Source organism: Sphingobium sp. PAMC28499 (assembly GCF_004795815.1).
GTDB classification, from domain to species: Bacteria; Pseudomonadota; Alphaproteobacteria; order Sphingomonadales; family Sphingomonadaceae; genus Sphingobium; species Sphingobium yanoikuyae.
In genome coordinates this window covers 215,585-240,917 of record NZ_CP039248.1, presented here as the reverse complement: position 1 = coordinate 240,917, position 25,333 = coordinate 215,585, and the positions used below count along the sequence as shown (strand labels likewise).

Sequence of the window (25,333 nt, the reverse complement as noted above, 5' to 3'; positions counted from 1 at the left end):
TCAGGCGGCCTTCAGGCGAGAGGGCACCAGTCGTTCGCTGGCGAGGGCGGCGCGCTGGCCTTCGACATCCTGCCCCTCCTCGCCCGATTCATGATATTCGGCATCCTCGTTGACGCCCCAGACGTCATAGACGCGCGTGCCGGCCTCGATGTTGCGCACTGTCAACATCGCCGTCATCATCGCATGATCCTGGTTGTTATAGCGGTGCATGCCGTTGCGGCCGACCAGATGGAGCGTCGGGGCGACGGCTTCCAGCTCGGTGCGCATCGCCAGCACATGATCGGCATAGGCATCGTCATAGACCGGATAGGCCTTTTCCTGCCGCACCACCGCGCCGCCGACGACATCGTCGGGATTGCACAGGCCCAATATGGCCATTTCCTTCTTGGCCAGGTCGATCAGGTCGGAGTCGGCCGACGCCCACAGCCCGTCGCCCTCGAAGCAGAAATATTCGAGGCCCACGCAAGCGACCGATTCATCGGGCACCATTTCGGGCGACCAGCTGCGGAAATTCTGGATACGGCCGACCTGCACCTTGCTGTCGTGGATATAGATCCAGTTGTCGGGGAACAGATCCTCCGACTTGATCATCAGCGCCACGGTCAGGAAGTCGCGATATTTGAGTTCCATCGCCTCGGGCAGGGTTTCGGGCAGCGGATGGATGCGCGCGGCCAGTTCGCGCATCGGCGCGGACGAAATCACATGGGCGGCGTTGATGATGACATCGCCATCCGGGCCGTCCGCCACCACGCGCCAGCGCTCGGTGCCCTGGTCCTGCGCCAGCTGCTTCAGGCTGTGCGCCATCAGTATCTGGTTGCCGCCCTCGATTACCCGGTCGCGCGCGGCTTCCCACATCATGCCGGGGCCAAGGCGCGGATAGCGGAAGGTTTCGAGCAACGTCTTGGTCGCCATGCCGTCATTGGGCTTCTTGTTGAGGCCCAGCGAGCGCTTCAGCCCATCGACCACCGCACCCCAGAGCGACAGGCCCTTGATCCGCTGCGCCGCCCAGTCGGCCGACATCTCGTCGCACGGCATGCCCCAGACCTTTTCGGTATAGGTCTTGAAGAAGATCGAGAAGAGCTTGTGGCCGAACGCGTTCACGGTCCAGTCCTGGAAGGAGCGGACATTGCGGTTCGGGAACAGCCTGGCCTTGGCAAAGCTCGCCATGCACAGGGTCGAACGCCAGATGCCCAGATTCCACAGCGCCTCGAACGCACGCAGGGGATAGGAGTAGAATTTCCCCTCATAATAGATGCGGCTCATGCGCGGGCGCTGGATGAAATCATCCGGCAGGATCTCGTTCCACAGGTCCACCACTTCCTTCGACTTGGAAAAGAATCGGTGGCCGCCAATATCGAATCGATAGCCATCCAGTTCGACCGTGCGGCTGATGCCGCCGACATAGACCGGGTCTTTCTCGATGACGGTGACGGAAAAGCCTTTCTTCGTCAGCAGATAGGCGGCGGTGAGGCCGGCCGGGCCTGCCCCGATGATGGCGACGTCCACACTCTGGTCGACACGCGACATGCTCTATATCCCCTGGATGGTCCTTCGTGTCTCGCTGAGTGCAGGAAATCCTCTAAGGAGTGGTTAATCGACAGTAAGCATGTTCGGTGACGAGGCGGCATGACAAAGGGCCGCCCCGCATGTGCGGAACGGCCCCCTGCAGTCCCCGTGACGGGGAAGGCTTCCCTTGCGGGATGGGTGAAGATCAGCCCTGGCGCTGCGCCAGTGCGTTGAGGTCGCTGCGTGCGCCGTCCAGCGCGCTGCCGACACAGTCGCGATAGTCGGGCGTCGCCGGCAGGATCGATCCATTGACCCAGCCGCACACCTGCTTGGCGGCGCGGCTGATGCGATAATCGGCGCGGCGCAGGCCATTGTTGCTGGCCAGGTTCAGGTCAGCGACCGATACGGCGATGGTGCGGGTGGTGAGGCCGGTGGTGCCGTCAACGACGACTTCGTTGTTGCTGTTGCCGGCGATAGCCATGCCAGGCAGCGCAAGGGCCAGGGTGGCGGCCATCGCCACCAGCGTCTTCTTGGTCATCCTATTCTCCTGTCGAACATGCTTTTTCTTATGTCGTGCCCAACGCCTGACGTGGGTGCGGGGTCGTCATCCTAAATAGGATTGCCCGGTGACATTGAAAAGAGGCCAATTGCCAAAAAATGGCAGTTTTCTGCGATTTTGCGGGTGCGAACAGGATCGTTTCGCACCCGCATAAACCTGATCGCGATATTGTCCCGACGCACCATCTAGCGCGTTGGGAAACAAGCCTTAATGGCGGAAGTGGCGCATGCCGGTGAAGACCATCGCCAGGCCCGCTTCGTCTGCTGCGGCAATGACTTCCTCGTCACGGATCGAGCCGCCCGGCTGGATCACCGCCGTCGCGCCGGCTTCCACTGCCGCCAGCAGGCCGTCAGCGAAGGGGAAGAAGGCGTCGGAGGCGACCGCCGAACCGATGGTACGCGGTTCGCTCCAGCCGGCCTTCTCGGCGGCATCCTTCGCCTTCCAGGCGGCGATGCGGGCCGATTCCAGGCGGTTCATCTGGCCCGCGCCGACGCCGGCGGTGCTGCCGCCCTTGGCATAGATGATCGCGTTCGACTTCACATGCTTGGCCACGGTCCAGGCGAACAGGCAGTCCTTCAACTCCTGCTCGCTCGGCGCGCGCTTGGTCACGACCTTCAGCGCGTCCAGGTCAACCTTGCCATTGTCGCGGCTCTGGACCAGCAGGCCGCCGGCAATGCTCTTGACCATCAGGCCGGGGCGGGCCGGATCGGGCAGTTCGCCGGTCAGCAGCAGGCGCAGATTCTTCTTCTTGGCAAAGATCGCCTTGGCTTCGTCATCGGCGTCGGGCGCGGCGACGACTTCGGTGAAGATGCCGCTGATTGCCTCGGCGGTCGGGCCGTCGAGCGGGCGGTTGACGGCGATGATGCCGCCAAATGCCGACACGCTGTCACAGGCGAGCGCCGCTTCATAGGCTTCGATCAGCGTCTCGCCGGTGGCGACGCCGCACGGATTGGCATGCTTCACGATGACGACGGTCGGCGGGCCGTCGCGGAATTCGCTGACCAGCTCCAGCGCCGCGTCGGCGTCGTTATAATTATTGTAGCTCAGTTCCTTGCCCTGGATCTGCCTGGCCTGGGCGATGCCGTTCGCGGTCGGGCCATTGGGCAGGTAGAGCGCCGCCGACTGGTGCGGGTTTTCGCCATAGCGCAGCGTGGTGCTGAGCTTGCTCGACAGCGACAGGCTCTCGGGGAAGGCGACGCCCTGGTCGGCGAAGGCGAACCAGCTGGCGATCATCGAATCATAGGCGGCGGTGGCGGCATAGGCCTTGGCCGCCAGCATCCGGCGGAAATCATAGCTGGTGGCGCCGCCCTTCTCGGCCATTTCGGCGATCAGGCGGGCATAGTCGGCCGGATCGGTGACGATCGCGACGCTCTCATGATTCTTCGCGGCCGAACGGACCATCGACGGGCCACCGATGTCGATATTCTCGATGATCTCGTCGCGGTCGGCGCCCTTGGCGACGGTCGCGGCGAAGGGATAGAGGTTGACGACCACCAGGTCGATCGCGCCGATTTCATGCTCGTCCATCGACGCGACATGCTCGGCATTGTTGCGCACGGCCAGCAGGCCGCCATGGACCTTGGGGTGCAGCGTCTTGACGCGGCCGTCCATCATCTCGGGGAAGCCGGTCAGCTCGGAAATATCCTTCACGGCCAGGCCCGCCTCGCGCAGCGCCTTGGCAGTGCCGCCGGTCGACACCAGTTCGACGCCATGCTGGCCCAGTGCCTGGCCCAGTTCGATGAGGCCGGTCTTGTCCGATACGGAAAGGAGGGCGCGCTTGATGGTGACGTCGGTGGTCATGGGGATGCTTCCTGCTGTTCGGGATGCCGCTTCAGGCTTGCCGCAGCCCTCTAGTCGCGCGCGGCGCAAAAATACAGTCCTCACGCGCAGGGAATTTCCCGATCTTGCGGGCTTTTGCCGCTACTGTATTGTGATTGCATAACAGTTGGGGGATCTGACATGCGCTATCTGCTCGCCGCCACCGCCTTGCCCTTGCTCGTTGCCTTCCCGACGCTGGCGCAAATTCCGACGCCGGAACGGGCAGTTACCGATCCCAAAAGCCTGACCTCGCCGGTCAATCCCCACGCCCGCGCCGTGCCGCTCGCCGATATCGGCGCCTCGCGCAGCCTGTCGAGCGCGGCGTGGAGCGCCGACGGCAAACAGATTTTCGTCGCCACCAACCTCACCGGGCGCACCAATATCTGGCGCACCGACACCGCCGGCAGCTGGCCGGTGCAGCTGACCCAGTCTGACGATGCCCAGACCGGGCTCGCCGCCTCGGCCGACGGGCGCTACCTGCTGTTCCAGCAGGATGTCGGCGGCAACGAATATAGCGACATCTATCGCGTGCCGGTGGGCGGCGGCGCGGTCGAGAATCTCACCAACACACCCGACCGGCGCGAAAGCGACCTGCTGGTCGGCCCCAGCGGCGGCCTGGTCGCACTCGTCACCAAGCTCAAGACCCAGGGCCAGTCCAATGTCGCGGTGATGGACGGGGCGGGCAGGGTGCGCGACCTGACGCAGGAGGCCGACCCGCAGTTCAGCTGGTCACCGGTCGCCTGGATCGCGGATGGCAAGGCGCTGATCGCCAACCGCATGCGGATCGATTCCAAGGTCAGCGAAATCTGGCGCATCGACGTCGCCAGCGGCAAGGCGGCGAAATTGCTCGGCAAGGCCGACACCGTCTATGCCGCGACCGATGCGACCGCCGACGGCCAATGGATCGCCGTCTCCACCGATGAAGGCAGCGGCCAGATTCATGGCGGCCTGCTTGAAGCCGCCACCGGCAAATGGCGCTGGCTCAATTCCACGCCCTGGGAACAGGTGCCGGCCAGCTTCACCCGCGACGGCAGGGCGCTCATCTTCCGTATCAACGCCGACGCGCGCAGTAGCCTCTATCGCTTCGACCTGGCGAGCGGCGCCGAAACCCCGCTCGCCATCCCGCCGGGCGTCAATTATCTGGTCGGCAGCGAGCCGCGCTCGCCCGACGGCGCCATGCTGATGCTCAATCATTCGGGCGCCGACTCGCCGGCCAATCTCTATCTCTATGACCTCGCGGCCGGCACTGCGCGCCCGGCGACCCAGCTCGCCATTGCCAGCCTCCAGCCCGCTGCGCTGCCCAAGTCGGATGTCGTCACCTATAAGAGCTTCGACGGTACGCTGATCAGCGCGATCGTGACCATGCCCGCCAATATCAAGCGCAACGGCAGCAACCCCGCCATCGTTCTGCCCCATGGCGGCCCCACCGGTCAGGCGCAGGACGGCTACAGCCGCTACGCCACCGCCTTCGCCAGCCGCGGCTATGTCGTGATCCAGCCCAATTTCCGCGGCTCGACCGGCTATGGCAAGGCGTTCCAGGACGGCAACGTCAAGGATCTGGGCGGCGCCGACCTCAAGGACACGGTCGCGGCCAAGCATTTCCTGGTCGATAGCGGCTATGTCGATGCCAAGCGGGTCGGCATCTTCGGCGGCAGCTATGGCGGTTTCATGACCCTGATGGCGATCGGCCGGGCGCCCGACGAGTTCGCCGCCGCCGTCCAATGGTTCGGCATCATCAACTGGCGCACCATGTATCGCGACCAGGATGAGGAGTTGAAGGCTTATCAGCGTAGCCTGCTGGGCACGCCCGAAAGCGATCCCCAGGCCTATGACGCCGCCTCGCCGCTCACCTATATCCGCGCGGCCAAGGCGCCCCTGCTTACCATCCAGGGCGAAAATGACATCCGCGTGCCGCGCGGCCAGGCGCAGGAGGTGCATGACATCCTCAAGGCGAAGGGCAATGTGGTGGAGACGATCTTCTACCCGGCCGAGGGCCATGGCTTCCAGAAGAAGGAGAATCAGCTCGATTCGCTGACCCGCACCGTCGCCTGGTTCGATACTTATCTGAAGCCGTCGTCCGCCAGATAGGGCGCGCGCTGCAGGCCGGCGCCCAGCAGCGCCGGCCACAAGGCCAGAGCGCCCAGCGCGACGCCGCTCATCAGTGCCAGCGGTGCGGCGAACAAGGGCATCGCCAGCAACAGCGCCATCCGCCCGCGCAGCCCTGCCGTCGCCTGTGGCCACAACCATAGCACGGCGAGCAGCGCCATCACGCAATCATAATCGCTGACATAGAGCGACCCTGCCAACACGCCCAGCACCAGCAGCGCCTTGGCCCGTACCGTCGGCCCCTCGCGGTGCCAGACCTGCAGCACCAGCAGGGCGACCGTCAGGCTGGCGATCGCCTGGGCGGCATAGGCCAGCGGGATCTGTGCGCCGACATGCCGGACGAGCACGAAGATGGACAACATCCGGTGCCAGGTGCCGTCGCCATGTTCCAGGATCACGCTCTTGAGCAGGCTGCCCTGTTGCACATAGGCGATCCAGGCATCGATCCCGAACAGCGGCAGGGTGATGAGGATCAGCGCCAGCGCCGTGCCGATGAACGCGGCCAGCGCCCGATATTGCCGCCCGGCCAGCAGGGCGAGCGGGATAAGCCAGCCCAGTTGCGGCTTTACCACGAACAGCGCCAGGATCATGCCCGCCACCGCCGGCCGCTCGCGCAGCAGGATCAGGCCCCAGCCGATTATGGCCGCCGTCCAGCAGCCATTCTGACCGCCCATCGCATTGATGAACACCGCCGGCACCGCCAGCGCGACCAGCAGCCACTGCGCCGGCGCCAGTTGCCAAACCGCCAGTCGCCGCACCGCCAACGCGAAGGCGCCCCATCCCAGCAATTGCCAGGCGGCCCAGGCCAGCGGATAGGGCATCAGGCCGAACGGGGCGGAGATCAGCCACATCACCGGCGGATAGCTGTAATGATAAAGGTCGATTGGCGCGCCGGCGATCCCGGTCTCGAACGCATGGAAAGCGGCCAGATCGTAAATGATGCCGGCCTGTCCCGTCACCGCCAGATGCGCGCCGGACCAGAAATTCAGGAAATCCTCGCCAAAGGGATGGCCGGCGCCATCGGTCATGCCCTGGCGCAGCTGTCGGGCGAGGTAGGTCAGGAACAGCACGCCCGCGACCACGCACCATATATACGCAATCCGTCGCAACTGCGCGGTCGGGATCGATCCCATCCGGTCGTAAAGCCCCGCCATCATGCGGACTGCCTAGGATGAAAGAATGAAGATCGGATTAGGCGCGACTAGGGGGGGCGCTAGCGGCCCGGCCGCTGAAAGTGGCCGGGCCTGAGAGCGAGGTCGTTGATTGGTAGCAAACGGGCCTCGGGTCGCCCCTCTTGCATGCGCCCTTGTCCGGGCCGTTCATAGGAAAAAACGGACATCGATAGCCGGCTGAACAATAGCGCCCGCGTGATGGCCAATGCGATGCGGGTCAGCCGACCCGCTTGAACAGCCAGCCGATACTGGAGCCGCCCGGCAGTGCTTCGCTCGTGACCACCAACTGCCTTGTGGGGTGGGGGCGGCCGTCGCCATCGACCCACAGGCTATCCTCGACGCTCAGCACGCCGGCCCCGGTCCGGAACTGCCACAGCGCGCCCAGTTCGATCCGCAGCAACGCGCCCTGGCTGTCGGCGGTTAGGGTCGGTTCCACGCCGGGCGCCAGATGGAAGCGCAGCTGCACCGGCCGCTTGACCGGCTTCTTGCCGCGCGTCGCCGGGGTCAGCATATCCTCGCCGCGCACTTCCTTGCCATCGCCGCTCATCATCAGCAGCCGGCGGTGGACATAGCCCATGCGGCGGACATAGCCGTCATGGCTCAGTTCCACGCGGCTGCCATTGTCCAGCTCCTGCCGGTTCAGCTCGACCTCGGTCACGCCCTTGCCTAGCGTGCCGTCGGGCATCAGCGCGGTCGAATTGCTGTCGTCCAGCACCAATGTGCTGTGCGCCGCGGTGGAGCGCAGCGCCTGGGCCAGATCACGCGGGATATAGGCGCCTTCCAGCGCCGCGCCGCCGCAATTGATGACCAGCCGCAGCCGTCCGTCGCTGATCTCGATCGCGCCGGTGGAGGCGCAGCCGGCGGCGGCCAGGCGCGCGACCGGCGGCGGCGCCGCATCGATCTGCACCACCGTATTGCCGGCGCTGATCCGCTGATAGCCCCAGTCGCGCGCCTGGCGCAGCGGCCGGGTCCGCACCCGGCTTGCCTGCACCAGCGCCTCGACCATGTCGGGGTCGATCGCGCCCGCACCCTGCCAGTTGCCCAGCCCCCCATCGCCATGGGTCAGGCCCAGCAAGGCCGGCACCGCGCGGCTCAGCCCGTCGATCAGGAAGCCGGGCACCTGTTCGCGCCGCACCTCATAGACCGCGACCACCATTGCCAGCAGCATCACGCCTTCCAGCTGCGCCAGCGGCGACCGGGAAATAATGCCGCCATCGGCATGGAAGGCGCTGTCGATCGCGCGCTTCAGGCCCGCTTCGCCGAACAGCTTGCGCGGATTGCCGCCGGGCATCAGCATCGACGCCGCGACGATCCCGCCCCAGGCGACCAGGCGCGGCAGGCCCGGCGCGGCCTTGTCCGCGCTCTGGTCCAGATGGCGCGCGGTGCGGGCGATGCAGTTGAGCACCAGCGACCGATAGACCAGGTCGCTCGACGACAGGATCAGCGGCGCATGGGCAGTCCAGAACAGCAGCCGCCAGGCCGCATTGTCGGCGCGCCAGGCCGGGTCGCTCGGCGTTTCGGCATGGGCCGCCAGCCATTTGCGCATCAGCGCTTCGGCCACCGGCGCGCCCTGTTCGCGCGTCGCCGCTGTCGACAGGTCGCGCAGCCAGCGGAAACTGTGCAGATAGTCGGTGAAGGCCGGGCCGACCGCCAATTTGCCGAAATCGACCGTGTCGATCGCCAGCTTCTGGCCCCGGAACAGGAAATAGCCGGCACGGATCGCCTGGCCGGCGCGCGGGTCGCCGGGCACGACATCGTCCGGCACTGCCAGCAGCTTGAGCGGATATTTGCCCTTCAGCCGCCGGCTGTGCAGCGGCGTCTTCCAGCTCAGCCGATAGAAATGATTGGCGATCCGCTCGGCCAGCGACAGGCCCTTGTCATCCGCGACGCGGATGAGCCGCTTGCCCTGTTCGATGCCGTCGTCGGCCGGTTCATGACCGGCCTCGACCGCGACAGGGGAGGACTGGCGCCGCTGGTTCGTCACCCGCCCCGCAGCGTCCTGATATTGTCGGCATAGGCGGCCGGGCCGCCACGGAAGGTCGCGGTGCCGGCGACCAGTACGTCGGCGCCCGCCGCGATCGCCTTGGGCGCGGTGTTGATGTCGATGCCGCCATCGACCTGCAGGCGGATGTCACGCCCGCTCTTCTCGATCATCTTGCGGCACGCCTCGATCTTGCGCAGCTGATTTTCGATGAAGCTCTGGCCGCCGAAACCGGGATTGACGCTCATCACCAGGATCAGGTCGATATCGTCGATCAGATAGTCCAGCATCTTGGCCGGGGTGCCGGGGTTCAGCACCACGCCCGCCTTCACGCCCAGCGACTTGATATGCTGCACGGTGCGGTGGATGTGAGGGCCGGCCTCGGGATGGACGGTGATGATGTCGGCGCCGGCCTGGGCGAAGGCGTCGAGATACTGGTCCACCGGCGAGATCATCAGATGCACGTCGAACGGCTTCTTGGTGTGCGGGCGCAGCGCCTTCACCACGGCCGGGCCGATGGTGATGTTGGGCACGAAATGGCCGTCCATCACGTCGATATGGATCCAGTCGCAACCGGCTTCGTCGATGGCGCGGACTTCCTCGCCCAGCCGTGCGAAATCGGCGGACAGGATGGACGGAGAGATGAGAATGGGATGGGTCATTTGACCGCCCGCATTAGCCCTCCCTTGGGGCGAGGGCAACGCATGATTTGCGCGGCGCGGCGATGAGTCGCGTCAGGGGATGAAGAAGGTCGTGGGTTCCAGTCGGACCGGCGCGCCGGCATCCTTCGGCAGCCATTGCTTGACCCCGTGCAGCGCCACCGTTTCGCCGTCCAGCAGTACCGGCGCGGCGATCAGCCGCATCGCGCAATCGCTGCCGTCCGGGCGGCGAATGTCGACGTCCAGGGTGAAGCCCCGCTGGTGGCGGATGGCATAGGCGCGCAGCCGCTCCATCGCCTCGCGGCTGTCATGGGCATAGAGCGACACCGACAATGGCCGGGGCACGATGCTGCCCGGCTCCAGCCCGAATATGTCATAGACGCCCTGGGTCCAGCTGATGCTGTTGTCGGCCAGATTGCAATGCCACAGGCCCAGCCCCCGGTCCGCCAGCGCCGCCTCATTCCCCGCAATATCCTGGTCCAGCACCACCGGCGCAAGATGGTCGCGCAGGTCGTAGAGCGGCCAGCTATGATGCAGGGGCAGGGGTTCGGTCGGACGCAAGGCGGGCCTTTCCAGCGAAGGGCGTCACCTTAAGCCCCTCATGGTTAAGCCTTAGTTCCCGATGCGCACGATCCTTGCAACGAAAAAGCCGTCGGTGCCGCCCTGCTCCGCCAGCGTGTCGGGCAGGGTGCGCAGCCAGCCGTCGGCGCTGGGCGCCATGCCTGTGGGCAGTTCGCCTGCCTGCACTGGCCGGACCTGAAAATCGGGGCGCACCGCCAGGAAACGGGCCATCTGCGCCTCGCCTTCGGCCTGTTCCAGCGAGCAGGTGGCATAGAGGATCGTCCCGCCCGGCTTCACCCAATCGGCGACGCGGGCCAGTAGTTCGCCCTGCAGGTCGGCCAGTTCCGCGATCTGGCGCGGGCCGATGCGGTGCAAAACGTCAGGATGACGGCGATAGATGCCGGTGGCGGTGCAGGGCGCGTCGAGCAGCAGCGCATCGACCGGCGCCTCGGGCGCCCATTGGCGCAGATCCGCCTGCACGACATCGGCCGACAGGCCGGTGCGCACCAGATTTTCGCTCAGGCGCTCCAGCCTTTTCTTCGACTGGTCGACCGCGATCACGGCCCATCCGGCCGCTGCCAGTTGCATCGTCTTGCCGCCCGGCGCGGCGCACAGGTCCAGCACGGTCCGGCCTTCGCCCGTGCCCAGCAATCGGGCCGGGCAGGAGGCTGCGATATCCTGCACCCACCAGGCGCCCTCGGCAAAACCGGGCAGGTCGGGCACGACCGCCCCCTCGGGCAGGCGGACATGGCCGGGCGCAAAGCTGGTGCCGCCCAGCGCCTCGACCCATTTGCCGGTCTCGGCCGGATCGCGCAGGCTGACATCGACCGGCGGGCGCACGGCATAGGCATGGGCGGCGGCCAGCGGCATCGCCTCGCCCCATTGCCCGGTCCAGCGTTCGGCGACGTCGGCGGGCAGGGTGGGCGGCACGGGCAGGCTCGGCTCGGCGCGGGTCACGGTGCCGAACACGCCATGGACCAGCTTGCGCGGCCCGCCATCGACCAGCGGCAGCGCGGTAGCGATCGCCGCATGGGGCGCGGTGCCCAGCGCCAGCACCTGGATGAGCGCGATGCGCAGCACCATGCGCGCCTTGGCATCGTCGGGCAGGGGCTGCTTGGTCGCGCCGTCGATCAGCGCGTCGAGATCGGGCAAATGGCGCAACGTCTCGGCGACGATGGCATGGACCAGTGCGCGGTCGGCCCGGTCGGCCAGCCCCTGGGTCGCGCCATGCAGCGCGATTTCCAGCGGATCGCCCCGACGCAAGACGGCGTCCAGCAGCTTCAGGGCCGCGCGGCGCGCGGGCAGGCCGGGGACATCATCGGCGCGCGGGGCACCGGAACGGGCGTTAGGACGACGGGACATCAAAGGCCCCTACGCGCTTTTGCCCTTGGGGTCATCTTCAAACGAAGCAGATGGCCGTGTAGATCACTGCCGCAACCAGGGCGATGCTGGTCGCGACGCCGACCCACAGCGCCAACCAGTCCGACCGGCGCGGGCGCGGCACCATCCCCTTCGGTACGACCCGCAAGGAAGAAGGGATGCGTTTGCGGCCCAGCGTGGCGATCGCGATCGTCCGCCGGCCGATCGCGTGGAACAGGCGCGGCGTGTGGCGGGAAAAGATATAGTCGACGGCAATATCGACAACCAGGCCAGCCGCCTCGCGCGCCACGAACCCGGCGGCGCGGAAGGCGATCTCGCCAATCTCGTCGACCGGCATCAGCGCCCGTGCGGGTCAAGGGCGCTGCGGCGCGGCTTGGGCGATGCCACCGGCGGCGCCACCGGAGACAGGGCCGATGCGCGCGTCAAAGTCTGCGACGGCATGGTCATGGGCGGCGGGCCGTCCTTCTGCCCCATATCCTGCGCGATCTCCTCCAGCGCGGCGATGCGCTTCTCGGTCGCCGGATGGGTCGAGAACAACTCGCTCACATGCACCGGCACGATATAGAGCTGCGCGGCGGCGGGATTGCGCTCGGCCACCGGGTTGGGGATCAGCTCGGCCCGGCCGGAAATCTTGGCGAGGGCGGAGGCGAGCGCGCGCGGATTGCCGCTGATCTCCGCCCCGGCCTGGTCGGCGCCATATTCGCGGGTGCGGCTGATCGCCATCTGCACGATCATCGCGGCAAAGGGGGCGACGATCACCGCCAGCAAGGTCGCGATCATGTTGCTATGGCCATTCTCCTCATTGCCGCCGCGGAAGAAGAGGCCGAAATTGGCCAGCATCGAAATGGCACCGGCAATGGTCGCCACCATCGTCATGATGAGGGTATCGCGATTCTTCACATGGCCCAGTTCATGCGCCATCACGCCGGCCACCTCATCGCGGGTCAGCATGTTGAGCAGGCCGGTGGTCGCCGCGACGGCGGCATTTTCAGGATTGCGGCCGGTGGCAAAGGCGTTGGGCGCATCCTGGTCGATCACATAGACGCGCGGCATCGGCAGGCCGGCGCGCTGGCTCAGCGCCTGGACCAGGCCGTAAAATTCGGGCGCGCTCCGGGCATCCACCTCGCGCGCATTGTGCATGGACAGCACGATCTTGTCGGCATTCCAGAAGGTGAACAGGTTCATCCCCGCCGCCACCAGCAGGGCGATCACCGCGCCGCCGCTGCCGCCCAGCGTATAACCCAGCGCCATGAACAGCGCCGTCAGCGCCGACAACAGCATCACCGTGCGAAAACCACTCACTTGCACATCGCTCCTTTGCGGCCCAGATAGCGGGCCTTCTACTGAATATGGGGTTGCCGCGCGCGCTCCGCAATCGAAAGGCCCGACATGGGACATTTCAACGGCAAGCGCCCGGCGCATGTGAAGGCCCCCGAGCATCTCTCCAAGAGCCCGCCCGTGCCCCAGCCCGATCCGGTCGACCAGCAGCCGGTGCTGGACGAGGAACTCAGCCCGGTCCGCTATGGCGACTGGGAGCGCAAGGGCATCGCCATAGATTTCTGATTTGGCGACTTCCGATCGGCCACGGCTGAACGCAACTTGTTCGGCTTGCCGACGTTTCAGCACATATTCCGCTGGCCCGTGCCCGGCTAGCGGGCGAGCGCGACCCCATGCTCTGGCCTTTCCGGCCGGGTCTGCGCAGATTCAGGGGCATGAGGAGTATGCGGGGCGTGAGCGCGGAATTGGCGCAGGACGACAAGGTGACGAAGCCGGTTGCGGCCTATGCGCCGGAAGATGCGGCATTATTGTGCGGCATCGGACGATTGGTTTGTGCCTGGACGATGTTGGAGCACAGTCTGGAGGCGCGGCTGGCCGAATTGCGGGAAACCATGGGCGACGTGCGTACCGTGGGCGCCCGCACGCGGCCGACCATGACGAAGCTGATGACCGAGTTGCGCACCACCGTCGCGATGCGGGATCGTCGCAATGCGGCCGCATTGACCGAGATTGCAGAGGTCGAACGCGATCTCCAGCGTATCGACCGGTTTCGCTCCTTGATCATCGGCGGCTTTCAGCAACCGGCGCCCGACGGCTTTCTCTGCCGCGACCTACGTAATAATGCTCAGCATGTCAGTCTGGAACATTTGGACGAAGAAATCGCTGCGCTTGAACAAGTGGCGCAGCGTCTGCTGAATATCTGACAGATAAAAGACAAGTAGTCGCACCACTTGACCTTTTCCTCCCGGTTCGCGATCCCCAGCGGACCGGTATCCATCGAGAACGGAGTCCCATGTCGAACAAGCCGATTCGCAAAGCCGTCTTTCCTGTTGCCGGTCTTGGCACGCGCTTTCTGCCCGCGACCAAGTCGGTGCCCAAGGAATTGCTGCCCGTGGTCGACCGTCCGCTGATCCAATATGCCGTGGATGAAGCGCGCGAGGCCGGGATCGAGCAGATGATCTTCGTCACCGGACGCGGCAAGGGCGCGATCGAGGATTATTTCGACATCGCCTTCGAATGCGAGATCACCCAGCGCGAGCGCGGCAAGGATCTTTCGGCGCTCGAAGGGACGCGCCTGGCGCCCGGCGACGCGGTGTTCCTGCGTCAGCAGGAGCCGCTGGGCCTGGGCCACGCCATCTGGTGTGCCCGTGACATCGTCGGCGACGAGCCCTTCGCCATCATCCTGCCCGACGAGTTCATGAAGGGGGCGCCCGGCAATGGCTGCATGAAGCAGATGGTCGAGGCCTATGAAAAGGTCGGCGGCAATCTGGTCTGCGCGCTCGAAATCCCGATGGACCAGACGCCCAGCTATGGCGTGATCGATCCGGGCGCGCGCGACGGTGCCCTGACCGAAGTGAAGGGTCTGGTGGAAAAGCCCAAGCTCGGCACCGCCCCCTCCAACCTCATCCTGCCCGGCCGCTATATCCTGCAGCCCGACGTCATGACGATCCTGGAAACCCAGGAAAAGGGCGCGGGTGGCGAGATTCAGCTGACCGATGCCATGGCCTCGCTGATCGGCAAGCAGCCCTTCCACGGTGTCACCTTCGACGGTCGCCGTTTCGACTGCGGCTCCAAGGCCGGCTATATCGAGGCGAACCTCGCCCTGGCGCTGGAGCGCGAGGATATCGGCGCCCATATCCGCGACTTCGCGAAGGCCGAACTGGCCAACTAAGCTTCGATCTGCAGGGGTGGCCGCTGGTCGCCCCTGCTGACGGTCAGAGCAGGCGGACGGCCTGTGCCAGCAAAATCCCGATGCCCGACAGGGTGATGGTGCCCCCGATGGCCAGCTGCAGCGGGCGGACCAACTGCCGGATTGGCACACCGATAGCGGCTTCAATCTTGCTCATGCAAATCATTATCGCATAATGCGAGCGGAGAGTCACATCCATCTCTCCACTCACACTGATGCAGCGGACCGATCATCATTCGTGATTTAAAGTCATGAATGATCGCAATGGCCGCCCTCAAATCAGTAACGCAACAACGGGCTCAAACTGTCAGCTTCGCTGTCAACTTTGCACAGCCGGAGACACATAATCGGCGTCGTGAATGAACGGCATCGCCGCATCATTCGCCAGCGCCGTCACGATCGCGGCAAAGTCCGTCTCGCAGCGAAACCCCATCTGGCGCTGCGCCAATCCCGCATCATAGACCCGGCCGATCGACGCCGGCAGTTGCCAGCCGCGCCGGGCATATAGCTCCGCAGCTTCGGGAAAATGGCGCGCAATCACTGCCGCCGCATCGCGTTTCAGTTCGACGGCTTCCTCGCGGACGAAGGGTGTCGGTGCCGACACCAGATAGGTTTCGCAGCGCACCGGCGGCGTCCGTTCCAGCGCTACCAGATGCGCCCGTGCCGCATCCTCGACCGTCAGCCGGCGATGGAGAAATTCATTGGCCTTCAGATTCTGCCCCGTCAGGCTGGCGTCCGTGTCGTCATCCTCCGGGAAGAAGCGGGCGGTGCGCAAGATGGTGCAGCCGATGCCGCGCTCCAGTTGCTGCACCCGGCACAGCCCCTCGGCCGCCAGCTTGGTCACGCCATAGATGTTGCGCGGCTCCAGCGGCCCGCTCTGCTCGTCGAGCCACACCGCCGCATCACCGGCCTCGTCGCGCACCGCCTGGCTGATCATCAGCGACGTGGTGGATGTCATGACGAAGCGGTCATGCCCCGCCGCGACCGCCGCCTCCAGCAGGTTGAGTGTGCCGGTGACATTGACGTCGATGAAGGCCTGGGCGGGGTAGCGGGCGATGTCCGGCTTGTGCAACGCGCCGCCATGGATCACCGCCTCGATCCCGCGTTCGGCAAAGACGCGCTCGATCAGCGCCCGGTCGGCGACCGATCCGATGATGTCGGTGTCCCGGCCCGGCGCGACGTCCAGGCCGGTCATAGCATGTCCCGCCGCGCGCAGCATCGGCGCCAGGAAACGGCCCAGCCAGCCCGATGATCCGGTCAGCAGGACATGCATGTCAGTTCAATCCCTGTGGAAAGGACCGATCAGAACGGTACTTCGTCGTCCAGGTCGTTGTCGAAGTTCGGGCCGCCTTGACCACCGCCCGAACGGCCGCCGCCAAAGCCGCCACCCTGGTTGCCGCCGCCCGACGAGCGCCCGCCACCAAAGCCGCCGCCGCTGTTGCCGCCGCCGAAATCGTCATAATCGCCGCCGCCAAAGCCGCCGCTGCTTGCGCCCCAGTCGCTGACGCCCTGGTTGCCGCCGCCCGACGAGCGACCACCGCCATAGCCGCCACCCTGGCCGCCACCGCCACCCGGTGCACCGTCCAGCATGGTCAGCACCGCGCCGGGGCCCGACAGGGCGACCTCGGTGGTGTAACGGTCATTGCCGTTATTGTCCTGCCACTTGCGGGTGCGCAGCTGGCCCTCGATGTAGATCTTCGATCCCTTGCGCAGGAAGCGCTCGGCGACGCCGACCAGGCCTTCGGAATTGATGACGACGCTATGCCATTCGGTGCGCTCCTTGCGCTCCCCCGACATGCGATCCTTCCAGCTTTCCGAGGTCGCGATCCGCAGGTTGCAGATCTTGCCGCCATTCTGGAAGCTCTTCACTTCCGGGTCGGCCCCCAGATTCCCGATGAGAATGACCTTGTTGACCGAGCCTGCCATGATTCCTCCGAAAGCACTAAAGGCGCCGTTATAGAAGCCTCGCCTTGGCGGTAAAGAACAAAGCTAGGCCAAATGTCCGGGGCTTGGGATCAGCCGAGTCCCATCGCGACTGCTGCCCAATATGTCACGCCCGCCGCGGCATAGGCCAGCACGAACAGATAACCGATCATGAACAATGGCCATTTCCAGCCATTGGTCTCGCGCCGGGTGACGGCGATGGTCGAAATGCACTGCGGCGCGAACACGAACCAGGCCAGGAAGGCGAGGGCGGTGGCCAGGCTCCAGCGGCCGGCCAGCCGGTCGCCCAGGCCCTGTTCCAGCGCCTCGGCATCATCCTCGGCATCGATCGCGTAGACGGTGGCGATGGCGGAGACGGCGACTTCGCGCGCCGCCATGCTCGGCAGCAGGGCCAGCGATATGTCGCGGTTGAAGCCGATCGGCTCGACCAGAACATTGATCCCGCCCGCAATCCGCCCGGCGATCGAATATTCGCTCTGCCGCACGCCTTCGGGGGCATGGGGGAAGCTCGCCAGCACCCACAGCACGATATTGGTGGCCAGGATGATGGTGCCGGCGCGCTTCAGGAAGATGACGCCGCGCTGCCACAGCCCGATCAGGATGTCCTGCGGCCGGGGCCACTGATATTTCGGCATTTCCATCAGGAATCCGCCGCTGTGGCCCTTGGCCACGGTCAGGCGCAGCGCCCAGGCGGCCAGCATGGCGCCGACGATGCCGGCGACATAGAGCAGGAACAGCACCAGCCCCTGCAGGCCGATGCCCGGCCCCACGCTGCGCGCCGGGATGAAGGCGGCGATGATCAGGCCATAGACCGGCAGGCGCGCCGAACAGGTCATCAGCGGCGCGATCAATATGGTAGTCAGCCGGTCCTTGGGATCGCTGATCGTGCGCGTTGCCATGATGCCCGGCACCGCGCAGGCGAAGGATGAGAGGAGCGGGATGAACGCCCGGCCCGACAGGCCGACCTTGGCCATGATGCCGTCCATCAGGAAGGCGGCACGGGCCATATAGCCGGTCGCCTCCAGCATCAGGATGAAGAAGAAGAGGATCAGGATCTGCGGCAGGAACACGATCACCGCGCCCACGCCGCCGACCACGCCCTGCAACAGGAAATCGTGGATGATGCCCGGCGGCAAAGTGTTCGTCACCGCCTCGCCCAGCGCCGTGACCCAACCCTCCAGCATGTCGGCGGGCACCGATGCCCAGGAAAAGACCGCCTGGAACATCACGAATAGCAGGCCCAGTAGAAGGGCGAGGCCCAATACCGGATGCAGCGCGACCCGGTCGACTGCCGCCGTCAGTCGGCGCGACGGGGTTTCGCGCACGATCGCGGCGCGGGCGATGCGGCGGGCCTCGCGACGCACGGCGTCGAAATCGGGCTCACCGGTAGAGGCGCGCAACATGCCCGTCTGGGCGCCGAGCAGCGTCTCCAGCTCGGTCTTGAGGTGATCCAGGCCGCGCTTGCGCACCGCCACGGTGGACACCACCGGCACGCCCAGTTCGCGCGACAGGATATTGGCGTCCAGTTCCAGCCCGTCGCGGGTGGCGAGGTCGACCATGTTGAGCGCGACCACGGTGGGCAGGCCCAGCGCGATCAGCTCCAGCGCGAAGCGCAGATGATTGTCGAGGTTCGACGCGTCGACGACGATCACGAGCGCGTCGGGCAGCTTCTCGCCCGCCTGCTTGCCCAGCACGAAGTCGCGCGTCACCTGCTCGTCGGGGCTGGCGGGTGACAGGCTGTAGGTGCCGGGCAGGTCGACCAGTTCGACCGGCCGGCCGTCGGCCAGCGACAGGCGGCCCGCCTTGCGCTCCACCGTGACGCCCGGATAATTGCCCAGCTTCTGCCGTGCGCCGGTCAGCGCGTTGAACAGGGCGGACTTGCCCGCATTGGGATTGCCGACCAGCGCGACGAGGGGAAGGCCGCTCATGCCTGCGCCTCCTGCGGGCCGGTGCTGACCTCCACGGCGGCGGCATGACTGCGGCGCATAGCCACCGTCATGCGCCCGATCTTGACCGCCAGCGGTCCGCGACCCAGCAGGCCGCCATGATGCAGCGCCTCGACACTGGCGCCTTCGCACAGGCCGAACTCGCGCAGGCGCTGTCCTTCCACGGACGACAGCGACTCCCAGTCGATGGTTTCAACAAAAGCGGGTTGGCGCAGGGGCAGATCGGTCAGGCGCAAGGAGGATGGACTCTTAACCAGAAATCAGATTTGCGACTGACTATCAATTACGTCTGGTGAAGGCCAGCCCGAACTTCACACCGCCGGGTAGCGCAGCCGGCCGATAAAGCGCGACAGGCTGAGATGCTCGCCATCGCCCACGCCCTTGAACCGGGCCTTCATCTTCTCGAACCGCATGATCCCCTCGATCCGTCGCGCCAGGAAGGCGCGGCTGTCGGCATGATCCTCGCTCTCGTCATTGACGAAGGTCAGCAGCGTCGCAGCATAGATGCTGCCCAGCGTTGCCCGCTTGCTATAATGGTTAAGGTCGGTGGCGGTGTCGCCCGCCGCGCGCCACATGATGTCGGCGGCGTGCCAGCCCAGCTTGGCAGCGCGCACGGCATTGGTCGGCATCGCCAGGATCGCCTGCGCCCGGCGCAGTGCCTCGCGGTCGGGCGCCAGCAGGGCCAGGCGGGTCTCGATCAGCGCGCTGATCTTCTTGCGGATCGACATGGCGGCCAGCTTTTCGGGCGGAAACGCCTCCAGCATCCGTGCGTCGATGCTGGCGAACCAGGCCTCGATCATGCCCATGGCGCCGCCGTCGAAGGCCAGCGCGGCGACATCGGCATCGATGCCCTTTTCCGCCGCCGCCATCGCCACCGCTTCGGGGCGCCAGCCATCAAAGGCGGCGTGGCGCGGCAGTACCGGCGCCAGCAGTGCGCGGATTTCGTCCAGGGTCAGGTCTTGGGTCTGGTCGCTCATGGTCGTAACCTAGGCCCGTCGGGGCAGGCGCACAAGCACCAGTGCGACCGCCACGGCCACGCCGCCGACAATGTCGGTCGCGCTCAATGTTTCGCCGAACAGCAGCCACCCGGCCAGCGCGGCAACTGCGGGTTGCAGCAACAGGCTGAGCCCCAGCACCAGTGGCGAAAAACAGCCGAGCGCATAGGTGAGCAACCCCTGGCCGACGATCTGGCTGGACAGGGCAAGGATGATGAGCGGCGTCCAGTCCTGCGGCATCACCGTTTCGCCCATCGCATTGGCGGCGAGCAGCAGCGGCAAGGCCCCGGCCGCACTGACGACCGCCAGCACCGACCAGCTGTCCAGCCGCTTGCGCGCGCCCTGGATCAGCAGAAGATAGGTGGTGTAGAGCAGCCCGGCGAGCAGGCAGAACAGGTCTCCCTTCAGGTTGGCGGGGGATAGCTCATAGCTGCTGCCCATCAATATGGCTGCGCCGATCGCGGCCAGGATCAGCGCGCCGATCTGCAGCTTCGATACATGCTCCCGCAGCACGACGAGGCCCCAGAGCGGCAGCATCAGTGCGCTCATATTGCCGAACAGCGTCGCATTGGCGACCTTGGTATGGCCGATGCCCAGATGCCAGGCGGCCAGATCGGCGGCAAAGCAGACGCCGGCCAGAATCACGATCGTCCACTGGCCGCGCGACAAGCGGCTCTTGCGCAGCTTCGGCAATGCCAGGATGAACAGGAAGGGCATGGCGATCGCCAGTCGCCAGAAGGCGGCAGCCACTGGCCCGACATCGGCCAGCCGCACCAGCACCGGTCCCAGCGCCAGAATGATATTGGCTAGGATCAGCGCCGGAAAAGCGAGTCTGGGCGTCGCGATATGCGCCATGGGGGTTGAAGCGGCCATGGCGGCTCCCTAGCTGGCTTTCTGCATCAAGTCCCGTTGCAAATTGCAACGTTCATGAGGGAGGTTTCATGACCACTATCTTCGATCCGATACAGCTCGGCGCTGACACCGCCGCCAACCGCGCCATCATGGCGCCGCTCACCCGTGGCCGCGCCACCCGCGATCATGTCCCGACTCCGATCATGGTCGATTATTATGCGCAGCGCGCCTCGGCCGGCCTCATCATCAGCGAGGCGACCGGTATTTCGCACCAGGGCCTGGGCTGGCCCTATGCGCCGGGCCTCTGGTCCGACGAACAGGTTGCCGCCTGGAAGCCGGTCACCCAGGCCGTGCATGACAAGGGCGGGCTGATCGTCGCCCAGCTCTGGCATATGGGCCGTGCCGTCCATTCGGCCGTCACCGGCGAGCAGCCGGTTTCCTCCAGTGCCACCGCGACGCCGGGCGACGCCCATACCTATGAGGGCAAGAAGCCTTATGAGGTCGCGCGTCCGCTCGCGATCGACGAAATTCCCGGCATCATCGCCGACTATGTGAAGGCGGCCAACAATGCGATCGCCGCCGGCTTCGACGGGGTCCAGATCCACGCTGCGAACGGCTATCTGATCGACCAGTTCCTGCGCGACAACAGCAATTTCCGCGATGACATCTATGGCGGCAGCATCGAAAATCGCGTCCGCCTGCTGCGTGAAGTGACGCAGGCGGTGGTCGATGCGATCGGTGCCGATCGCGTGTCCGTGCGCCTGTCGCCCAATGGCGATACCCAGGGCGTCAATGACAGCAATCCCGAGCCGCTGTTTGCCGCCGCTGCCGAGGTGCTGAACCAGATCGGCATCGCCTTCCTCGAACTGCGCGAGCCCGGCCCGGACGGCACCTTCGGCGCCACCGACGTGCCGCGCCTGTCGCCGCTGATCCGCCAGCATTTCAAGGGGCCGCTGGTTCTCAACAGCGATTATGGGCTGAATCGTGCGCAGGCCGATCTCGCCTCTGGTCTGGCCGACGCGATCAGCTTTGGCCGTCCCTTCCTCGCCAATCCCGATCTGGTCGATCGCCTGCGCGAAGGCGCGCCGCTGACCCCGGCGCAGATGGCGACCTTCTACAGCCAGGGCGCGGAAGGCTATACCGACTATCCGACCCTGGCCGAGGAAAAGGCGGCCGCCTGATCCCTCGTCACCCATGAAGAAGGGCGCGTTCCTTGCGGAGCGCGCCCTTATTTGTGTCTGTCAAAAGGCCGTGGATCAGATCGCGAAACGCTCGCGCAGGCCCAACATGGCGATCGCTGCCTTGGCCGCTTCGCCGCCCTTGTCCTTCTGGTCGGGACGGGCCCGGACCAGGGCCTGCTCCTCATTTTCGACGGTCAGGATGCCGTTGCCGATTGCGATCGCGTCCATGCTCAGTGCCATCAGGCCGCGCGCGCTTTCGTTCGACACCACTTCGAAATGATAGGTTTCGCCGCGGATCACCACGCCGATCGCGACGAAGCCGTCAAAGCGGCCAGTCTCGGCGGCCAGCGCGATCGCGCCGGGGATTTCCAGCGCGCCCGGAACGGTCACCACCTCATATTTGTGGCCGGCTTCGTCCAGCGCAGCCTTCGCGCCTTCGATCAGCAGGTCGTTGAGATGGTCGTAGAAGCGGGCTTCGACGATGAGAAACTTGGCCATGCGAATATCCTTCAGAGCTCGATCGGACGCTGCCCAACCACGGCCAGGTCATAGCCGTCAAGGGCGATCAGGCTGTGCTGGGTGTTGCTGAGCAGGATCATGTCATGCACGCCCAGTTCCGCCAGGATCTGGGCGCCCACGCCATAGTCGCGCAGTTCGTCCATGCCGCCGGGCTGCTTGCCGGCATGGGCCTGGATCATGCGGGTCAGCATGTCGGGTTCGCCGTCACGCAACAGCACGACCACGCCGGCGCCTTCCTTGTCGATGATTTCCATCGATCGGGCCAGCATGTCGCCACGCGGGCCTTCAGCACCGAAAATGTCGCTCAGTGGAGCCAGTTGATGCATGCGCACCAGGGTCGGCTGGTCGGGGCTGATGCGGCCCTTTTGCAAAACCAGCTGCTCGGACTGGGTGGCGCGGTTGAAGAAGGTGATTGCCTTCCACTCGCCGCCCCATTTGCTTTCGAAGCTGGTTTCAGCGCGACGCTCGACCACATGGTCGTGGCGGCGGCGATAGGCGATCAGGTCGCGAATCGTGCCGATCTTCATCTTGTGCTTCTGGGCAAAGATGATCAGGTCGTCGAGGCGCGCCATCGTGCCGTCATCCTTCATCACCTCGCAAATGACGCCGGACGGATTGAGGCCGGCCAGGCGGGCGACGTCCACCGCCGCCTCGGTATGGCCGGTGCGCACGAGCACGCCACCGTCACGGGCGATCAGCGGGAAGACATGGCCAGGCGTCACGATGTCGGCGCGCGTCTTGGATGCGTCGATGGCGACGGATACGGTGCGGGCGCGGTCGGCGGCGCTGATGCCGGTGTCGACGCCTTCACGCGCCTCGATCGATACGGTGAACGCCGTTTCGTGGCGGGTGCCATTGTTGCGGCTCATCAGGTCGAGCCCCAGCTGGTCGACGCGATCCTTGGTCAGTGCCAGGCAGATGAGGCCGCGGCCATGGGTGGCCATGAAGTTGATCGCGTCGGGGGTCGCCATCTGGGCGGGGATGACCAGGTCGCCTTCATTTTCGCGATCCTCGTCATCGACCAGGATGAACATGCGGCCGTTGCGGGCCTCGTTGATGATTTCCTCGGGGCTGGCGAGCGCGGTGCCGCCCTCGCGCTTGAGCAGATAGGCCTCCAGCTTGCCCAGCGTATCGGCGGTCGGGTTCCAGTCGCCTTCACCCAGCTTGCGCAAGCTGTTGGCGTGCAGGCCGGCGGCGCGCGCCAGACCCGATCGGGACATGCCGCCATCGGTGACGAGGGCGCGGACGGAATCGATAAGCGAGGACGACATAAACACTCCTTCCCGGATCGGGGATGAGCGTTATATCACACTACAATGTGATTTCTTCAAGGGTGAAATCACATCATTTGCTGCGGAGGCTCTGCATCCGGTTGAGATAACGAGCCAGCACATCGATCTCCAGATTGAACGCGCGGCCGTCGGGCAGGCTGTCCAGCGTGGTGGCGATCGCGGTGTGCGGGATGATGTTGAGGCCGAAATGCACGCTGCCGTCGGGCTGGTCTTCGACGCTGTTCACGGTCAGCGAGATGCCGTCCAATGTGATCGATCCCTTGGCGGCCAGTGCGGCGGCCAGTTCCGCCGGTGCGCTGATGACCAGGCGGATCGAATCTCCCTCGCGGCTGGCCGACACCAGATGGCCGATGCCGTCGACATGGCCAGTGACGATATGGCCGCCCAGTTCGTCGCCGACCTTCAATGCGCGTTCCAGGTTGAGCTTGCCACCCTGTGCCCACAGACCCGGCGCGGTGCGGGCGACGGTTTCGGCCGACAGGTCGACCGCGAACCAGCCCGGTCCCTTTTCCACCACCGTCAGGCAGGCACCCGAGCAGGCGATCGATGCGCCGATCGCGACCGTCTCCATGTCATAGCCGCTTTCGATGACCAGCCGCAGGTCGCCGCGCTGCTCATGGGTGCGGATAGTGCCGATGTCGGTGATGATGCCGGTGAACATGGTGCCCAGATCCTTGGGAAAGAAATTTGCGCTGATCTAGGCGCTGCGCGTCCGCGCGTAAACCTCCAGCCGGTCCGGGCCGAACTGACGCTCCTCGGTCTGGTGCCAGCGCCCATGGGCATCGGCCAGGTCGGTCAAGCCGATATCGCCGATCCCGGCCAGGCCCGACCCGATCAGGATCGGCGCGCGATAGAGCAGTAGTCTGTCGACCAGATCGGCGCGCAGGAAGGCGGCAGCAGTTTCGGCGCCGCCCTCGATCATCAGATGATCGACCCGGTCGAGCGTCGCGATATCCTCCGGGTCTGCAATCGCGCTCCAGCCTTCGGGCGCCGGGCCACGGCTCAGCAGCAGCCGGCGGGGCGACCGCTCCTCCAGCCCTGGCAGGCGCACGTCCAGACTGGGCGCATCGGCGCGCAGCGTGCCGCCGCCGACCAATATGGCGTCATGCCGTGCCCGCTCCAGATGGGCATGGGCGCGGGCGTCCGGGCCGGTGATCCAGCGACTCGACCCGTCAGCCAGCGCGATCCGCCCGTCGAGCGAGAGGCCCAGCTTCAGCGTCACTGCCGGGCGCCCCAGAGTCTGGCGCAGCACGAAGCCGCGCATCGCCTCGGCCGCTTCGGCCGCCATCAGTCCCATCTCGACCATAACGCCGCGCTCGCGTAGCCAGGCTGCGCCCTGGCCATCGGTGCGCGGATCGGGGTCGCGCAGCGCAATCACGACTCGGGTGACGCCGGCCCGCGCCATCAGGTCGGCGCAGCGCGGTCCGCGCGGGCTCAGGTGAAAACAGGGTTCCAGCGTCACATAGGCGGTGGCACCCTCGGCCCGGTCCATCGCCTCGTCCAGCGCCTGTGCCTCGGCATGGGGGCGGCCGCCCTTCTGGGTCCAGCCGCGGCCGACGACATGGCCGTCGCGCACGATCAGGCAGCCGACATTGGGGTTGGGCGTGGACAGGCCCCGGCCGCGTTCCGACAGGGCGATCGCCGCCGCCATATAGCGACGGTCAGCGGCGACGTC

Annotated in this window: 26 protein-coding genes; 5 read left to right on the top strand and 21 right to left on the bottom strand. The window is 65.9% G+C overall.

The features are described from left to right. The 3 genes from E5554_RS01210 to purH all read right to left on the bottom strand — a co-directional run bounded on the left by E5554_RS01210 (position 1) and on the right by purH (position 3,865). A complete protein-coding gene (locus E5554_RS01210; RefSeq protein WP_136185713.1) occupies positions 1-1,527 on the bottom strand; it encodes an NAD(P)/FAD-dependent oxidoreductase in 1,527 nt (508 codons plus the stop codon). 184 nt (positions 1,528-1,711) lie between these two features. Continuing rightward, entirely contained in the window at positions 1,712-2,044 is a 333-nt protein-coding gene (locus tag E5554_RS01205; RefSeq protein ID WP_037522099.1) for a UrcA family protein, read from the bottom strand. 228 nt (positions 2,045-2,272) lie between these two features. Then, entirely contained in the window at positions 2,273-3,865 is a 1,593-nt protein-coding gene (purH, locus tag E5554_RS01200; RefSeq protein WP_136185712.1) for a bifunctional phosphoribosylaminoimidazolecarboxamide formyltransferase/IMP cyclohydrolase, read from the bottom strand. A gap of 159 nt (positions 3,866-4,024) precedes the next feature. On the opposite strand from purH, the gene E5554_RS01195 reads away from it, so the two are divergent. Beyond that, positions 4,025-5,971 (top strand): S9 family peptidase, encoded by a 1,947-nt coding sequence (locus E5554_RS01195; RefSeq protein ID WP_136185711.1) that lies wholly within the window; start codon positions 4,025-4,027, stop codon positions 5,969-5,971. Here E5554_RS01195 and E5554_RS01190 read toward each other — a convergent pair. The 7 genes from E5554_RS01190 to htpX form a co-directional block, all read right to left on the bottom strand. Then, entirely contained in the window at positions 5,944-7,146 is a 1,203-nt protein-coding gene (locus E5554_RS01190) for a glycosyltransferase family 87 protein (protein WP_136185710.1), read from the bottom strand. The genes E5554_RS01195 and E5554_RS01190 overlap by 28 nt on opposite strands. Before the next feature lie 232 nt (positions 7,147-7,378). Beyond that, the gene (locus E5554_RS01185; RefSeq protein WP_136185709.1) at positions 7,379-9,145 is read right to left on the bottom strand and encodes a heparinase II/III family protein; all 1,767 of its coding nucleotides are present in this window, start codon (positions 9,143-9,145) and stop codon (positions 7,379-7,381) included. Further along, on the bottom strand, positions 9,142-9,804 hold the full coding sequence (gene rpe / locus E5554_RS01180) for a ribulose-phosphate 3-epimerase (protein ID WP_017501091.1): 663 nt from the start codon (positions 9,802-9,804) through the stop codon (positions 9,142-9,144). Before rpe ends, E5554_RS01185 begins: the two co-directional genes overlap by 4 nt. 72 nt (positions 9,805-9,876) lie before the next feature. Continuing rightward, the gene (locus E5554_RS01175; protein ID WP_136185708.1) at positions 9,877-10,362 is read right to left on the bottom strand and encodes a diguanylate cyclase; all 486 of its coding nucleotides are present in this window, start codon (positions 10,360-10,362) and stop codon (positions 9,877-9,879) included. Between the two features lie 51 nt (positions 10,363-10,413). Beyond that, positions 10,414-11,724 carry a transcription antitermination factor NusB gene (locus tag E5554_RS01170; protein ID WP_136185707.1) on the bottom strand — a complete coding sequence of 437 codons (1,311 nt, stop codon included), beginning with the start codon at positions 11,722-11,724 and terminating at the stop codon, positions 10,414-10,416. 37 nt (positions 11,725-11,761) lie between these two features. Further along, entirely contained in the window at positions 11,762-12,079 is a 318-nt protein-coding gene (locus E5554_RS01165) for a hypothetical protein (protein ID WP_125988584.1), read from the bottom strand. Beyond that, positions 12,079-13,044, bottom strand: coding sequence for a zinc metalloprotease HtpX (gene htpX / locus E5554_RS01160; protein WP_210729789.1), 966 nt, complete (start codon positions 13,042-13,044; stop codon positions 12,079-12,081). The genes E5554_RS01165 and htpX overlap by 1 nt, the downstream gene beginning before the upstream one ends. Positions 13,045-13,131: 87 nt before the next feature. On the opposite strand from htpX, the gene E5554_RS01155 reads away from it, so the two are divergent. From E5554_RS01155 to E5554_RS01145, 3 genes are all read left to right on the top strand, one after another. After that, complete coding sequence (locus E5554_RS01155; RefSeq protein ID WP_010338697.1) at positions 13,132-13,305, top strand: DUF1674 domain-containing protein; 174 nt, start codon at positions 13,132-13,134, stop codon at positions 13,303-13,305. 158 nt (positions 13,306-13,463) lie between these two features. Next, positions 13,464-13,943, top strand: a complete 480-nt coding sequence (locus E5554_RS01150; protein WP_048938125.1) for a hypothetical protein — start codon at positions 13,464-13,466, stop codon at positions 13,941-13,943. Positions 13,944-14,032: 89 nt separating this feature from the next. Then, positions 14,033-14,911, top strand: coding sequence for a UTP--glucose-1-phosphate uridylyltransferase (locus E5554_RS01145; RefSeq protein ID WP_004208866.1), 879 nt, complete (start codon positions 14,033-14,035; stop codon positions 14,909-14,911). 43 nt (positions 14,912-14,954) lie between these two features. Here the strand turns inward: E5554_RS01145 and E5554_RS23435 are convergent, their stop codons facing one another. The 7 genes from E5554_RS23435 to E5554_RS01115 form a co-directional block, all read right to left on the bottom strand. Next, positions 14,955-15,086, bottom strand: coding sequence for a hypothetical protein (locus tag E5554_RS23435; RefSeq protein WP_268746431.1), 132 nt, complete (start codon positions 15,084-15,086; stop codon positions 14,955-14,957). A 162-nt stretch (positions 15,087-15,248) separates the two neighbouring features. Further along, positions 15,249-16,202 carry an NAD(P)-dependent oxidoreductase gene (locus tag E5554_RS01140; protein WP_136185706.1) on the bottom strand — a complete coding sequence of 318 codons (954 nt, stop codon included), beginning with the start codon at positions 16,200-16,202 and terminating at the stop codon, positions 15,249-15,251. Positions 16,203-16,231: 29 nt separating this feature from the next. Further along, positions 16,232-16,855, bottom strand: a complete 624-nt coding sequence (gene ssb / locus E5554_RS01135) for a single-stranded DNA-binding protein (RefSeq protein ID WP_136185705.1) — start codon at positions 16,853-16,855, stop codon at positions 16,232-16,234. An 89-nt stretch (positions 16,856-16,944) separates the two neighbouring features. After that, positions 16,945-18,801 (bottom strand): ferrous iron transporter B, encoded by a 1,857-nt coding sequence (locus E5554_RS01130; RefSeq protein ID WP_136185704.1) that lies wholly within the window; start codon positions 18,799-18,801, stop codon positions 16,945-16,947. Beyond that, positions 18,798-19,055 carry a FeoA domain-containing protein gene (locus E5554_RS01125; RefSeq protein ID WP_010339864.1) on the bottom strand — a complete coding sequence of 86 codons (258 nt, stop codon included), beginning with the start codon at positions 19,053-19,055 and terminating at the stop codon, positions 18,798-18,800. The genes E5554_RS01130 and E5554_RS01125 overlap by 4 nt, the downstream gene beginning before the upstream one ends. A gap of 75 nt (positions 19,056-19,130) precedes the next feature. Continuing rightward, complete coding sequence (locus tag E5554_RS01120) at positions 19,131-19,796, bottom strand: COQ9 family protein (RefSeq protein ID WP_125988575.1); 666 nt, start codon at positions 19,794-19,796, stop codon at positions 19,131-19,133. A gap of 9 nt (positions 19,797-19,805) precedes the next feature. Next, positions 19,806-20,687: a DMT family transporter gene (locus tag E5554_RS01115; RefSeq protein ID WP_136185703.1), complete on the bottom strand. Its 882-nt coding sequence runs from the start codon at positions 20,685-20,687 to the stop codon at positions 19,806-19,808. 68 nt (positions 20,688-20,755) lie between these two features. On the opposite strand from E5554_RS01115, the gene E5554_RS01110 reads away from it, so the two are divergent. Next, the gene (locus E5554_RS01110; protein ID WP_136185702.1) at positions 20,756-21,847 is read left to right on the top strand and encodes an alkene reductase; all 1,092 of its coding nucleotides are present in this window, start codon (positions 20,756-20,758) and stop codon (positions 21,845-21,847) included. A 75-nt stretch (positions 21,848-21,922) separates the two neighbouring features. On the opposite strand, the gene ribH is transcribed toward E5554_RS01110, so the two are convergent. From ribH to ribD, 4 genes are all read right to left on the bottom strand, one after another. Next, positions 21,923-22,345, bottom strand: a complete 423-nt coding sequence (gene ribH, locus E5554_RS01105; protein WP_004208857.1) for a 6,7-dimethyl-8-ribityllumazine synthase — start codon at positions 22,343-22,345, stop codon at positions 21,923-21,925. 11 nt (positions 22,346-22,356) lie between these two features. Continuing rightward, on the bottom strand, positions 22,357-23,637 hold the full coding sequence (gene ribB / locus E5554_RS01100; RefSeq protein WP_010339868.1) for a 3,4-dihydroxy-2-butanone-4-phosphate synthase: 1,281 nt from the start codon (positions 23,635-23,637) through the stop codon (positions 22,357-22,359). Positions 23,638-23,710: 73 nt separating this feature from the next. Then, a complete protein-coding gene (locus tag E5554_RS01095; protein ID WP_136185701.1) occupies positions 23,711-24,319 on the bottom strand; it encodes a riboflavin synthase in 609 nt (202 codons plus the stop codon). Between the two features lie 36 nt (positions 24,320-24,355). Beyond that, the gene (gene ribD, locus E5554_RS01090) at positions 24,356-25,309 is read right to left on the bottom strand and encodes a bifunctional diaminohydroxyphosphoribosylaminopyrimidine deaminase/5-amino-6-(5-phosphoribosylamino)uracil reductase RibD (protein WP_136188209.1); all 954 of its coding nucleotides are present in this window, start codon (positions 25,307-25,309) and stop codon (positions 24,356-24,358) included. Positions 25,310-25,333 lie beyond the last annotated feature (24 nt).

Coding starts and splice junctions, on each gene's coding strand:
- rpe (WP_017501091.1), bottom strand. CDS start 9,804: ATGACCCATCCCATTCTCATCTCTCCGTCCATCCTGTCCGCCGATTTC.
- E5554_RS01205 (WP_037522099.1), bottom strand. CDS start 2,044: ATGACCAAGAAGACGCTGGTGGCGATGGCCGCCACCCTGGCCCTTGCG.
- ribD (WP_136188209.1), bottom strand. CDS start 25,309: ATGGCGGCGGCGATCGCCCTGTCGGAACGCGGCCGGGGCCTGTCCACG.
- E5554_RS01130 (WP_136185704.1), bottom strand. CDS start 18,801: ATGAGCGGCCTTCCCCTCGTCGCGCTGGTCGGCAATCCCAATGCGGGC.
- E5554_RS01115 (WP_136185703.1), bottom strand. CDS start 20,687: ATGGCCGCTTCAACCCCCATGGCGCATATCGCGACGCCCAGACTCGCT.
- E5554_RS01150 (WP_048938125.1), top strand. CDS start 13,464: ATGCGGGGCGTGAGCGCGGAATTGGCGCAGGACGACAAGGTGACGAAG.
- E5554_RS01155 (WP_010338697.1), top strand. CDS start 13,132: ATGGGACATTTCAACGGCAAGCGCCCGGCGCATGTGAAGGCCCCCGAG.
- ribB (WP_010339868.1), bottom strand. CDS start 23,637: ATGTCGTCCTCGCTTATCGATTCCGTCCGCGCCCTCGTCACCGATGGC.
- E5554_RS01190 (WP_136185710.1), bottom strand. CDS start 7,146: ATGATGGCGGGGCTTTACGACCGGATGGGATCGATCCCGACCGCGCAG.
- E5554_RS01145 (WP_004208866.1), top strand. CDS start 14,033: ATGTCGAACAAGCCGATTCGCAAAGCCGTCTTTCCTGTTGCCGGTCTT.
- purH (WP_136185712.1), bottom strand. CDS start 3,865: ATGACCACCGACGTCACCATCAAGCGCGCCCTCCTTTCCGTATCGGAC.
- ribH (WP_004208857.1), bottom strand. CDS start 22,345: ATGGCCAAGTTTCTCATCGTCGAAGCCCGCTTCTACGACCATCTCAAC.
- E5554_RS01095 (WP_136185701.1), bottom strand. CDS start 24,319: ATGTTCACCGGCATCATCACCGACATCGGCACTATCCGCACCCATGAG.
- E5554_RS01165 (WP_125988584.1), bottom strand. CDS start 12,079: ATGCCGGTCGACGAGATTGGCGAGATCGCCTTCCGCGCCGCCGGGTTC.
- E5554_RS01110 (WP_136185702.1), top strand. CDS start 20,756: ATGACCACTATCTTCGATCCGATACAGCTCGGCGCTGACACCGCCGCC.
- E5554_RS01195 (WP_136185711.1), top strand. CDS start 4,025: ATGCGCTATCTGCTCGCCGCCACCGCCTTGCCCTTGCTCGTTGCCTTC.
- ssb (WP_136185705.1), bottom strand. CDS start 16,855: ATGGCAGGCTCGGTCAACAAGGTCATTCTCATCGGGAATCTGGGGGCC.
- E5554_RS01210 (WP_136185713.1), bottom strand. CDS start 1,527: ATGTCGCGTGTCGACCAGAGTGTGGACGTCGCCATCATCGGGGCAGGC.
- E5554_RS23435 (WP_268746431.1), bottom strand. CDS start 15,086: ATGAGCAAGATTGAAGCCGCTATCGGTGTGCCAATCCGGCAGTTGGTC.
- E5554_RS01140 (WP_136185706.1), bottom strand. CDS start 16,202: ATGCATGTCCTGCTGACCGGATCATCGGGCTGGCTGGGCCGTTTCCTG.
- E5554_RS01170 (WP_136185707.1), bottom strand. CDS start 11,724: ATGTCCCGTCGTCCTAACGCCCGTTCCGGTGCCCCGCGCGCCGATGAT.
- E5554_RS01120 (WP_125988575.1), bottom strand. CDS start 19,796: ATGAGCGACCAGACCCAAGACCTGACCCTGGACGAAATCCGCGCACTG.